We start from the raw sequence: 13,042 nt of genomic DNA, 5'->3' as shown, positions 1-13,042 counted from the left end.
GGGCTAGAGGGCTTTGGCCAGTGCCGCGCACTCACGGTGTCGGTAACAGCTTACAGTATGGTCGTTGACCATGCCGGTAGCCTGCATATGTGCGTAGATGATCGTGGTGCCAACGAAGGTAAAACCACGCTTTTTCATGTCCTTGCTGATCTTGTCTGATAGTGGTGTATTGGCGGGTATGTCAGCCTGGCTTTTCCATTGGTTCTGGATGGGCTTTCCGTCGACAAACTGCCAGATATAGTTGCTGAAACTACCCCACTCTGCCTGTATGTCCAGGAAGGCGCGGGCATTTTTACGCGCGGAAAACACTTTCAGCCGGTTGCGTATGATGGCTGGATTCGATAGCACCTTCTCCAGCTTGGCGTCGGTGAAACGGGCCACTTTAACGGGGTCAAAGTTATCGAATACGTTCTTGTATGCCTCCCGCTTACGCAGTACCGTTATCCACGATAATCCCGCCTGGGCACCTTCAAGGATCAGGAATTCGAACAGGGTTCGGTCGTCCAGAACCGGGACTCCCCATTCGCTATCATGGTACTGCGTGTAGAGTGGGTCTTCGCCGCACCAGGTGCATCTGCCGGTCATAAGCATTTCAGAATTATCAGTCGCGGCAAAGTATGGGCTTCAGGTGCGGTACTGTCCAGCGGCTGCGGAAATCTGGCTGGTCGATCCCGGTCGTAACGTGCTGGCTTGCCTGTGGTTACCCGGGTATGTAGTTTTTATATGAAGAGGTTTTGAGATGTCTGAAAGCGTTCTGTACCAGAGAGAAGGCTATGTTGGAACGATTGTCCTGAACAAGCCAGAAAGGCATAACTCTCTGGGGCGAATTGAACTCGATGAACTCCACAAAATTCTTGACCAGGTTGAGAGTGACAATGACGTCCGCATGCTGGTTGTCACCGGGCGGGGCGACAAGACATTTTGCGCTGGTGCATCTCTGCAGGATCTTCGGGATGGTTTGATCCAGGGCGACGATTTCCAGGCAGTGACTGACCGTATCGGCAGCCTGAGGATGCCGACACTGGCAGCCCTGGGAGGTAATGCATTCGGTGGAGGCGTCGAACTGGCCCTGAGTTGTGACTTCAGGATGGGGGTGACGGGAATCAGAATGCGTGTGCCGGCAGCCCGGATCGGCCTGTGCTATCCGGTCAACGGAATCCAGCGCTTTGTGGAAAAGCTGGGAATGAATGTCGCCAAACGGGTGCTGATGGCTGCCGAAGAATTTGATACTCAGGGAATGAAAGACATTGGCTTTTTGAGCATGGTGGTTGAACCTTCACAGTTACAACCCGAGGTCGAGCGCTTTTCTGCGAGTGTTGCTGCTCTGGCGCCGATGGCAGTAGCGGCCATGAAGGCCATTATCCAGCAATCGGGTCGTGGTCAGTTGGACATGGCTACGGCTTCTGATCTCGTAGCGACGTGCGCCGGCTCAAACGACTTGCGGGAGGGTTTGCTCGCTCAGAAGGAAAAGCGCGAACCGGAGTTTTCAGGGCAATAAGCGGGCTTACGGGGCAAGAGGTCCATGCAGGCCCAAATGACGGTCTATTGCCATCCACGGCAATCCCAGCTTTTGCAGCCAGCCGAGCCCCGATTCCTCCGTCCTGAGCCGGGCGAGCATCGCCGCACTGTAAGCGTCAAGGCAGGTGTCACCAACACAGGTGACCGAAAGCAGGCCGGGTATCGGGTAGCCGTCGACGGGACTCAGCGCGCGACCATAATATTCACCGTTATATTGGTAACCCTGGTCAAAAATACCCTGTTGGGAGAAACCTTTATTATTGAGTTTGATGCGCGCTATGGCGGTTCTTCCGTGATAAGGATGCCGAACCCCGAGTAGCCAGTTTGAACCATCGGGTTGTTTCCCGATAGTCACCGCATCGCGGTCAAACTCGATGCAGGCGTGCTGAACGCCGTTTCTGGCGAGCAGTTTACGTATGCTGTCCAGTGCATGCACTCGGACACAGTTATCCAGATCGATCTGCATACCGGCCTGCGAGAGGTAGGCGCCACTTTCATTTACCTGGAGTTTTGACCAGCCGACCAGTGCAAGTAACTTCGAAACCTGGGGTGGGGTGGCACGTAATGCCCCGTCCTCGGAATAGCAGGAGCTAACGATTCCGATAGTGGGGTCGTATACCTGCCGGCTTTCGCTCCAGAGTGTCGTTGCATATTCGAAAAGGCTCCTTGCTTCGGAATCCAGTTCGATATGCGTCGGGTTGCCCGCGCTGCGATTGATCTGGCTAATGAGGCTTTCCGGGTGGAAGGAACTGAATCGGGACTCCAGCCTGCGAAGTTCACGCTTTGACAGTGCAGCCAATTCGCGTGCGTCCGCATCACTGGCATGAATCGAGATAAGGCAGGATTTGCCGAAGCTGTTGATCCGTTCACGGAAAAGCATACATAAAGTGCCAATAGATCCCTTGGATCCGATGCCAGAGTCCTGCAATAGTATTTCTGAAACGCGCGGACCGCAATGTTAGCTAATCAATGTTAATGGGTAACCGGCATAGGGATGCTAAGGCAAAGTATGGTCTGTTCGTCGGTGCTGCGATCGGACAGATCGCCGTGGAATGATTGGGATAGTGATCTCACCAGTGAGAGCCCGGTAGAGTTAACCGACAGAGGATCAATGCCCTGGGGGAAGCCGATGCCGTCATCGCTATACCGCAAAAAGTAATGGTTGGAGGTGTTGTCTGTGCTATTTAAAGCGAAAAAGATATCAATGTAGTTTACTGGCGAGTCTGCAACGAAACCGTGGCGAAGTGAATTACTTGCCAGTTCAAAGATTATCACCGCGAGGGTGGAGCCAATATTTGCCGGAATGATTTGCCTGGACGTTGAATTGATAACGACTACGTGATGGTTATCAAATTCCTTGTTAACAAGTGTGCCAATCACGATATTTTCCACAAAAGTGTGTAGATCGAATCCGAGGTAACCCGTCTGGTAGACGTAGAACTGTTCGATTTCCTGCAGGAGGTCGAGTTGGCTGGCAATCTTTTTGTACTGGACTGGAGAGCTATTTGTATCGAGGATGCATGTTTTAATGATATCCATTATTGCGTGATTCTGGGTCTTTATAGCGTCAATTACGCCATCCTGATAGTCACGCTCCTCTTCCAGTTCGTTTTGATTGAGGAATGCGCCGCGTTCCATCTCGCTTACACGTTCGAGGGCTTGATTTTTTAGAATGTGGATTCGGTATGTGCGCAGGATTAACCAAAATAATACAAATAGAATTGTGATGTATGCGAGATATGCCAACTTCGATTTCCACCAATTTCCGACGATCTGGAAATCTATAGTTGCACCTGCGGTATTCCATGCGCCGTTAGCATTGGCACCTATCACCTTAAATGTGTACTTTCCTACGGGGAGACTTGAATACGAAGCCACGTTTATATTACCGCTATCTGTCCAGCTAGTATCAGTTGGAAATAGTCTATATTTATATCGATTCAGTTTAGGATCTACAAAGTCAGCCACGCTAAAAACAATGGAAAAATCATTGCGATATTCGGGTATCTTGAGTTCAGTTTTTAGTGAGGCCACTGGATCTATTGCCCAACTGAATCCCGGTCCCGATACTGAGTTAATGTAAATATTGGGTTGCTCCAAAGCTTTCCAAGTATCTTTTTGATCGATAACGCTAAATCCCCTAACTCCACCGAATATAATATCGTTATTGCTAGACTTGAAGTACGATCCATAGTTGAAGTCGTTATCTTGTAGGCCATTGGATGCTGTTAGCCGAGAGATTGTTTCTCCGCTCTGTGAAAGCTTAAAAACTCCTTTGTTAGTAGATGCCCAAATGTGACTATTTAAGCCTTCCAATATTCCATAAACAGTTTTCTCTAATAGTTCATCCTGGGATGAAAGCCGACGAAGAACAATATCATCAAGTGATATTTTTTTTATATTAGTAACATAGACGCCATGATCTTTAGTGCCAAAATAAATATTACCATTACTCCCTTCTAAAATTGAAAATATGACGATTTTGAGTTCAGTGCCATATTCATCAAATAACCCCATTCTTTCAAAAGAACTGCCCTCTATATTGATGCGGTATAAGCCCTGTTCGGCGGAAGCGAATATAAAATCCGTAGAAATTTTATAAAGACCAATGAAGCTAGGATTGTCTAAGGGTTCAAAATGAGTGGGGGGCTTTGTGTCCTCGAATAGATAAACTCCGTTGTCGAATGTTGAAATCCAGGTCCTGCTGTTATCGTGAAGGATTTTTGATATTTGAGTACTTTTCAGGAGTTCAGGATAGAAAGGTTCGTATGTGCTGGTTGAAATATTGGCGATAATAAGTCCAGAGTCTTGAAGACCTATCCATAACTTATCCTCTCGCAATGCGAGTGTCATAATCTTCAGTGGGTGATTATAACTATCTAACCAGGTCACTCTCTCAAGGTTTTGATATTTCGAGTCTGTTTTAAAGAGTCCGTTATATGTTCCTATCCAGAAATTTCCCAATTTGTCTTCTTCGAAAGCGAGAACGTCACTGTAGATTTCAGAATTATCTGGTGTAAACGTTATTATTTTGGAATTCACACCACGATTAATTCCCTGAAAGGTTCCAATCCAAAGTTGGTCTTCGGGTTGCAATTTAGTTATATAGTCATGCGATAAGTCAGAGTTCTTCTGATTAAAGTGAGCAAGAATTACTCCATTTAGATCAGTTAAATAGATCCCATTATTCGTTCCTATCCAGATAGTAGAAGCTTCTACAGCTATATCAGTTATTTGTGTTTGGTTTCCTATTTCGAGATTAATGTGTTTCGTAATCTTTAGGCTTTCAAGTGAATATGTTATGAGATTATTGTTCTTTGTTGCTACTAACAAGGAGTTATCAGGAAGGGTCTGTGATGCTGATATTTCTTGAAAATGGTTTGGGATATTGATTTGAATTAACGACTTTGTTTTTCGGCATAAAATATAGATTGTGTTTGTGTCGATGAAGATAAGATACTGATCAGAGTAACTGTGGCCATCAACTATTTCGCCAGTTATTTTTTCTTTTAGCAGTTCTCCGACCCATTGGAAGTTTTTAAAACTGCCCAAGGTTGCGATTTCAAGTCCGGATCGAGTGCTTAAGAATAATGTATTTTTCTCTTTGAACAGTAGTTTTACAGATCCGGAATTTAGTCTCTTGCTCGTGAAATATGTATCTTCCAATATTTGAGTTTCCGAGTTCCATCTATATATTTTTCCAGGGTGTGTGACGACAATAACACTTCCATTTTGATCCTCTGTAATTCCAGAAATATTTGATGTTGCAGAGGAGTCGCGAGGTTCATCGGTCTTTAGCTTTCTGAAATTGTTACCGTTAAATTTATACACACCATGTTGTGTTCCTATCCAAAGATGGTCACTGGAATCCTTGTAGATACTCGATATTGTTGGCTCTTCAATGTCGTGATTCAGGCTTGATTCTGCGATGTGATAGTTGCGGTCGTTTATCGTGGCGTGACATGCTTCACTAAATAAAGGAATTATTAGTAGGAAATTTAAAAGAAGTATTGCGGTTGTAGGAAAAAATATTTTTCTAGATGGCCTTAATTGAAAATTTATCTTGTGAATAATCAACAAACTCATCAAATGACGATTTGAGGTTTTCTTGAAGATCTCGGATGAAGTCTTTCGATGTGGTGTCATTTCCATATGACTTTTCCAGTTCCGCGCTGATTAATCTGACTCTATTCGCCCCTATATTGGCGCTCATGGATTTGATGGCATGAGCCGTTTGCGAGCCTCGTCTTTTCTCATTATTAAAATCAATTAGCGATAGTTCTGATAACTTCGTTTCCATCTGTGAAATATATTCTCGGAATATTATAGGTAGTAATTCAGAACCTGATTTTATAGAGAGTTCAACAATTGAGTCGAAGGTAGATTCGTCAATTATTGGTTCTTTGTCTTGTTCAACTGACGGAGAGGGTGTGTGAGTGCTTTTGTTTGGCTTGCTGGTAGCACTGTTGGAAATCGATCTTACAATTTCATCTATCTCAGAAAGTGAAAATGGTTTGTTTACATAGAAGTCCATTCCAGCTGAAGAAAATCGTGAAGGATCCAGCGCTTCTATCCCTGCTGTAAGCGCTACTATAGGAGTCCTCTGATGATTACTTTCCTTCTCATATTCCCGGATCAGTTTTGTTGCCGTTATTCCATCCATTACTGGCATTTGGCAGTCCATAAAAACGATGTCATATTGATCGGACTTGTAGCGATCGAAAGCCTCTTTACCGTTTATTGCGATATCCCAAGTGCACCCAATCAACTTCAGGGTTTCTGAAAGAATTCTTTGGTTGGTTTCGACGTCTTCTGCAATTAAGACATGAATTTTGGGGCTGCTTTTGTGAGAAATATCTCGTGGTGCTATTCGTACCTCGCTCTCAATTTCAAGTTTAAGATGATTCAGGGTGAGATCCAGTGATTTCGACTTGATTGGAATAAGAATACTAGGCCAATCCAGGTTTTTTATTTTCATGGGATGATTGGAAATTGTTGACAGTTTAAATCCCCTGACCGCCGAGGTCGCGTCGGGTATACCCTTTTCTTCAAAATTGATTTCGTAATTAGACGTTAGTGTATCTAATATATAAATTTGTTTCTCACTGAGTTTTTCCAATTGACTTCTGCTAACGTGAGAGTAGCCAAGTAGTGAAAGGTGTGATTCAAGAAGAAGTTTTACTTTTTCATTTTTTGTGATGATACAAACTTCGTGTTTCAGATTTTTGCTGTTAATTTTCCGATGCTTGAAAACATCGATCGGAATTTTAATTGTGAAAGTGCTTCCTTTGCCCGGCTCGGATTCAACGGTGATCGTCCCATTCATGAGTTCAACATATTGTTTGGAGATAGAAAGCCCGAGCCCAGTGCCGCCGTATTCCCTTGTTATGCTCGAGTCTGCCTGACTAAAAACGTCGAATATTTTTCCTTGAGTTTCCGAATCCATGCCGATACCGCTGTCAGAAACTCTTACCAATAAAGTATGCTCATCGACTTCTTCATCAATTTTAGTTGTGCTCGCGTACAAAACAACTTCACCTTTGTGGGTGAATTTAATCGCATTACTTAAGAGGTTCATAACGACCTGGCGTATTTTAGTAGGGTCGCCAATGGCCAATTCTGCTAAGGAAGGGTCGTATATATTGTAGATGTATATACCCTTTCGAGCAGCGGGTTCGCTTTGTAAGTAGCAGGTCTCATCCAGAAGCTCAACAATATCGAATTCGGTCTTTTCAATTTCTACTTTCGAAGCTTCAATTTTTGAGAGGTCTAGAATTTCGTTGATAATTTTTAGTAGTGATTGCCCACTGTTATGGGCTGCTTTGGTGAATTGCTTTTGTTGTTCATTTAAATCGGTCTGCATGAGCAATTGAGTCATTCCAATCATGCCGTGCAGAGGTGTTCGAATCTCGTGGGTCATAGTAGCTAAGAAGTTAGATTTAGCTTTGTTGGCAGATTCGGCTGCAGCTCTGGCGATTTGTAGGTCTGCTGTACGTTCCTGAACCTTTTTTTCAAGTTCCTTTTGTCGGGCTATCGCTATTAATTGTTGGGAGTTATGTCTCCTGTAGACTAGAAAAAGTAGCAGCATTAGAGTTATGGCGTATAGAGAGTAGGCATAGTTGCTTAGCCACGGTGGCGGGTGAACTACGATTGGCAAGCTGATCGCATCCCAGTTCCAAATCCCACTTGGATTAGCTGCAGCGAAGCGTAATTTGTATTCTCCTGGAGGTAGGGTAGTAAACGAAGCGATGTGAGAGTCTTCGGATATGATCCAGTCCTTATGAATACCTTCAAGTTTGTAAGCATACTGCACTAGGTCAGGGTTTTTATAGTCTGAGGCGTACGCTTCAATTGTTATGAATCTATCTTTGTAAGTTAGATCTAATTGACTAAGTTCATACGGTGGCGAATTCAATTTTGCTGGTGAATTCATTATCTTTATTGATGAAATCGCCACGAGTGGTTCTATGCTTTCGTTATCAGTGAAATCATTGGGAATTATGTTGAAGCCTCTTGGGCCGCCAAAGTAAATGGATCCATCTTCTCCCTTAAATGAAGCACCCATATTGAACTCAGTGCTTTGTAGGCCATCTCGTATGCCATACTTTGTTGTCCCGGTTTTATCCTTATTAATGCTTGTGATTCCTCGGTTATGAGAGAGCCACAGATTGCCTTCCGCGTCGCTGGTTATTCCGTAGATATCAGAACTGGCTATTTCAAGTTTTGCCGAAAAGCTTACAAAGTACGGGTTTAGGTGAAGGCGTTCTTGGGCAGGCCATGATATTAATCCTCCTCCAGATGACCCTATCCAGAGGTTAGATTCATCGTCTTCATAGAATTCCCAAATAGTATCGCTGGTTAGACTATTTGCCTTTCGTGGGTCGCTCAAAAATTGGGTGAATTCATTATTCTTGATGTCAAATCTATTTAGGCCGTTTTCAGTTCCGACCCATACGTAGCCAAAAGAATCTTCATAAAGTGCAATTACCATGTCACTGCTTAGAGAATTGCTAACATTTGCAGTGTGGCGGAAGGTTTTGATTAAATTTCCATCTGGAGTGAATGTGCTCAGTCCGCCCCCATATGTGCCAACTAAGACAAGATTTGAGTTGGTTTTTAAAATGGACGTAACGCCATTTGCTCCTATTGTTTCGTCGTTAAAGCGACTGTGTCGGAAAACTTTAACCTCTTCGGTGTTAAGGTCGATAATATTCAGTCCCGCATCATATGTGCCAATCCACAGGGTCTGCTTGTTTCCCATTAGGCTCATTATTACGGAACTCGAAATGCTTGGCTTGGAGTACTCATTGATCCATTCGAAGTTTGTCTTATTGGGGCGCAACCTGTTTAGACCATTGTCGGTTCCAACCCAAAGAGTGCCATCTGAAGTTTCGGCGAAGGCATTTACCCCGTTGCTCGATAGCTTTGAGTTATTTGAATCGAATTTGGGTATATGAACTTCGCTGCCGGATACCAAGCCGTTCATTGTGCCAATCCAAAACAATCCCTCCCGTGTTTGATAAATACTTGTAATCATATTTGAGGGTAAATTTGACGTTGTATGGATAAACGTCGTTACTGCATTTTTCTGAGGTGTTATTAGATTGAGCCCCTCAACTGTGGCGACCCAAATTCGCCCGCGGTCGTCTTCAAAGATATCAAAAATCTTGTTCGAGGATATTGATGCACTGTTGGTGGCTGAATGTTCGTAGTGTTTCAGGTCTTCAGATTTTGGGTCATATCTAAAAACCCCAACGTCTGGAGTGGCTATCCATAGGTCATCATGACTCGTGGAGGTTACTCGTGTTACTGAGGTTCTATCATTTGGTATTTCCACTGCCTGGCTTGATACTGTCCTCGTAGAATTTGTGTATCCCACTTCCAGTCGAATAAGTCCTGCGCTTTCTGTTCCCGCCCAAACGAAACCGTCACTCGTTTGAGCAAAGTCGTATATAAGTCCGGTTGTCGGTAGTGATCCTGACGCTGAAGTAAAATGTCGAAAAGATGACTCTGTGGGGTCGAAAATACTCAGTCCATTGTTATAACCAATCCATAAAATCTGGTGGGCGTTGTCCCAGAATATGGTCGTGACTGTATCAGAAAGGGGCGTATTTCTGTTGTTGGGGTCGGATCGAAGTTGGATGAAGCTATTGGAAATTGGGTCGTATCGATTAATTCCAGCTCCTAATGTGGAAATCCAGATGTCGCCTCTTCCGTCTTCGGCAATTCTTGATACGTTATTTGATGATATTGAGGCTGTATCACCAGGGATATGCCTAAAATTGTTCAGCCTTAGTCCAGTATATCTGTTCAGACCCTCCTGGGTTGCGAGCCAGAGTGCGCCCCTGGAGTCCTGAAATGATTGGATAACAGTCTGTTGTGTAAGGTCTTTTGAAAAAGGGGCTTCGTAAAAGTCGATCGTAGGTGCGAACGCCACTATAGCCCTGCTTGGGCTTGGGAATATTGCAGTAAAAGCTAGCGTTATGAAAAAAATAAAATTCCGCATGCTTGCTACTAATCGAAAGAGTAGTTCGTGAAGATATACCTAATTTTGATTATATAGATAAACCCCAAACCTATTCATTATGTTAATAATGAAAAGGGCTCCTAGCGTATTTATGCTAGGAGCCCTTTGGGGTTAGAAGGTTGAGTAAAGCTAGTTTGATATGAACTCAAACACCGATTTGGCTATCGGAGTCCCCATTTGTAAGCAGACTGCTGGGAGAAGCCACGAAGGCCCCACTTGTATGCAGATTGTTCGGAAAAGCTACGCAGCCCCCACTTATATGCCGACTGTTCTGGAAAATTACGGAGGCCCCATTTGTATGCAGACTGCTCAGAGAAGTTTCTAAGTCCCCATTTGTACGCCGACTGCTCCGAAAAGCTCATGCTCCCCCACTGGTAGTTTGCATTGCTGGCATAACCTTGTTCATTGTTTTGCTCAGCTGCAACGGCGTTATTCCACTTGTAACCGGCCTGGGCATTGGCTTTGGTAGCCCAAGTGGCGCTGGTTTCGGTCGCCTGGGTGCCTTTGGCCCACTTATAGCCTGAATTGCCGGAAGCTGCGTAGGTCCGGTCGTTGGCCAGGGTGTGGCTGACGCGGTGAACGAGACTGTGGCTGGACTGAGTGGCGCCAGTGCTTTGTGAATTAACCTCTGCGAGGCTGCTCAGGGGGGTGAGCAGTACTGCGGCGAGGGTGCCGATGGATGCAATCTTCAAAGCGGATTTAGTAGTCATTGTTCGTACGTCCTTTCTCTGGCCAGAGTGGCTGTCACCATCTGTGACTCGTTTCAAGCTTCCCGCACATTCTATGAGATTGAGGTCACAAACCTCGATTTGAGTGCTTGACTTTGTTATACGAGCACTGAGTAGCTTTCTGAATTGGTACCAATACCCATTTTGGGTTAGGTCGTTTTGGGGGTTTAGCGGGCAAATTTAGCGCAGGCTGGCAGGGAGGTCTTGTAACCTGTTGAAATTAAAAGAATAAGTGTCGATTTCGGGGTGGGAGAGGCGCCCAATGGCGGGCTTCAGGGGGCGTTCTGAATTTTTTCCACGCGCTCGCGTTCGAGCTCATACAGGAGTTCCCAGTCCAGCGGCGGTTCTGCCGCTGCCGCTGCTGCCGGGTCGGGTGCTTCACGCTCGATATGGGCTTTTATACCCCAGGCGCGGGTATCGCTGTGGCCCTTGGCCGCGGGGATGGGGGAGAGTATCTGGTTGAGGTTGGGCAGGGTAATGTTGCCGGCACTGTCGACAATCGAAGGGCCCTCGAAGTGCTCCTGCATGGCGAGGTCCTTGTCGATATCAAGGCCGGTATTGCCACAGCCGCGCTCGCCGATCAGCACCGCGCGAATGACGTTGGCGTAGCCCTGTCCCTGTTCGAAGGGGCTGTAGGCGAGTTTGCCATCGCTGTTGATCGCCGGGTCGGCGCCGGTAAGCAGTTTGCATTTCACGTCATCGGGGGAGAGCTCCGGTTCCAGTTGCAGGAGCAGTGCGGTCAGGCCGGACACGATGGCGGCCGCTTGTGATGAGCCGGTCAGCACGAAGGTGTCCGGGTCGAGGAGATATTCGGGGTGTTCGAGGGTCAGTCCCGAGCCGGGTCTGATCAGTCCGGTGATGTGTCCCCCGGGGGCAACGATATCGGGCTTTATATGGGCTTCCGGAGTTGGGCCGCGAGAGGAAAAATCCGGGATATAGTCATCCGCCCTGTCCGTGGGTGTCCAGGAATCGGTGACCGCGCCGACGGTGATGATATAGGGGGTATTGCCGGGAGAGCCGATGGTCATCAGCTCTGGGCCTTCGTTACCGGCGGCGGCGATGACCACGATGCCTGCCCTCCAGGCCTGCATCACGGCCTGGTTGATGGGATCGAGGAAGTAGGGCCAGCGAGGGCGGGCGGCAAACGAAAGGTTGAGCACTCTGATAGCGTAGCGGTTCCGGTTGTCCACGGCCCACTGGATGCCGCGTACGATGTCGAGCATTGAGCCCTGTCCATTCTCGCGGAAGGCCTTGATCGGTATAACCCGCGCGTCGGGTGCGATGCCTCTGAAGCTGCCGGTCGGGCGTCCGCCCTGCAGGGTCTTGCCGCTGTTTGCCAGGGCGCTCACCAGGTGGGTGCCGTGACCACTTTCATCGAAAGCGACCTCGACATCCTGGCCCGCGATGGCGTCAAAGCGTGCGGGAATGCGCGGCTCGCCCTGGCTGTCCAGGGCCAGTTCCCGCGGCTGTTCCCAGAGCCCGGAATCCAGTACCGCTACGGTTACCCCGGAACCCAGCACACCCTGGCGGTGCAAGTCGCCGGCACCGGAGACATCGCTGTAGTAATAGTCGCTGAGATTGTCCGGGTAGCCGGGAATCAGGCTGGTCTCACACCCGCCCCTGAATCCGGCCCGGATGGTGAACTGGCTCTGTGGCGGTGGCATTGGTCCACTGTCGAGGTGCTCAAGCTGAAAGTGAAGGCTCGCTTCCTGCCCGGCGGCTATCGTTGCTGGCCTTTCAAAAGTGAGGTCTGCACTGCCTTTGCTGGCGGGGGCCTCTGTCAGGAGGTCCCTGTCATCGAGTTCCAGTCCTTTCAGGTGGCCCAGGCCGGCCGGCCAGGTCAGCGTCAGGCGGTTCAGTTCGGCGGCAGACGAATGCTTGTTGAACAGCTGCCAGGTGATTTCATTCCCGCTCTGGTGAATGGTCACCGCGCCGGAAACATTGCAATCGGCGGGGGCATCGAGGGTAGGCGAGCCCTCTGGCTGGTCATTCAGGGCAAGGTCGTCGATATGGCGGCTGACCTCACCGGTCGCGAGGATGCTATCCAGTTGGCCCCGGGTGAGCCTGGCACCCACCGCATTGATGATGGGAAGGACATGAGTGATCTGTCCGCCGTGGGCGTCAACCAGGGCCGCCATGGCCCGGGCGGATTCGCCCTGCAGCATCGTCTCCAGTTCCGGCTCTGTGGATTGTGCAACGCTGGTCACGGTGTACAGGCACAGGGCGAGGGCGATGACTGGTTGGCGAAGCGGCATCAAGGGCGGGGTTC

At 47.6% G+C, this 13,042-nt stretch carries 7 protein-coding genes; 1 reads left to right on the top strand and 6 read right to left on the bottom strand.

Going from position 1 to position 13,042, the window contains the following annotated elements; translation table 11 throughout:
- Positions 1-3: 3 nt before the first annotated feature.
- Positions 4-591, bottom strand: a complete 588-nt coding sequence (locus tag ACNKU3_RS11360) for a DNA-3-methyladenine glycosylase I (RefSeq protein ID WP_418259585.1) — start codon at positions 589-591, stop codon at positions 4-6.
- Positions 592-739: 148 nt separating this feature from the next.
- On the opposite strand from ACNKU3_RS11360, the gene ACNKU3_RS11355 reads away from it, so the two are divergent.
- Complete coding sequence (locus ACNKU3_RS11355; RefSeq protein ID WP_418259584.1) at positions 740-1,498, top strand: enoyl-CoA hydratase/isomerase family protein; 759 nt, start codon at positions 740-742, stop codon at positions 1,496-1,498.
- 6 nt (positions 1,499-1,504) lie between these two features.
- Here ACNKU3_RS11355 and ACNKU3_RS11350 read toward each other — a convergent pair whose 3' ends face one another.
- The 5 genes from ACNKU3_RS11350 to ACNKU3_RS11330 all read right to left on the bottom strand — a co-directional run bounded on the left by ACNKU3_RS11350 (position 1,505) and on the right by ACNKU3_RS11330 (position 13,028).
- Positions 1,505-2,398 carry an FAD:protein FMN transferase gene (locus tag ACNKU3_RS11350; RefSeq protein ID WP_418259583.1) on the bottom strand — a complete coding sequence of 298 codons (894 nt, stop codon included), beginning with the start codon at positions 2,396-2,398 and terminating at the stop codon, positions 1,505-1,507.
- Between the two features lie 92 nt (positions 2,399-2,490).
- Positions 2,491-5,349 carry a ligand-binding sensor domain-containing protein gene (locus ACNKU3_RS11345; protein WP_418259582.1) on the bottom strand — a complete coding sequence of 953 codons (2,859 nt, stop codon included), beginning with the start codon at positions 5,347-5,349 and terminating at the stop codon, positions 2,491-2,493.
- 205 nt (positions 5,350-5,554) lie between these two features.
- Positions 5,555-10,024 (bottom strand): two-component regulator propeller domain-containing protein, encoded by a 4,470-nt coding sequence (locus ACNKU3_RS11340; RefSeq protein ID WP_418259581.1) that lies wholly within the window; start codon positions 10,022-10,024, stop codon positions 5,555-5,557.
- A gap of 182 nt (positions 10,025-10,206) precedes the next feature.
- A complete protein-coding gene (locus tag ACNKU3_RS11335) occupies positions 10,207-10,755 on the bottom strand; it encodes a hypothetical protein (RefSeq protein WP_418259580.1) in 549 nt (182 codons plus the stop codon).
- Between the two features lie 290 nt (positions 10,756-11,045).
- Positions 11,046-13,028: a S8 family peptidase gene (locus tag ACNKU3_RS11330; RefSeq protein WP_418259579.1), complete on the bottom strand. Its 1,983-nt coding sequence runs from the start codon at positions 13,026-13,028 to the stop codon at positions 11,046-11,048.
- Positions 13,029-13,042 lie beyond the last annotated feature (14 nt).

The sequence above is a fragment of the Haliea sp. E17 genome, from assembly GCF_048323675.1.
In the GTDB taxonomy this organism is placed as follows: domain Bacteria; phylum Pseudomonadota; class Gammaproteobacteria; order Pseudomonadales; family Halieaceae; genus Mangrovimicrobium.
The sequence above is the reverse complement of the archived record's forward strand: the minus strand, read 5'-3'. Positions and strand labels throughout refer to the sequence as shown.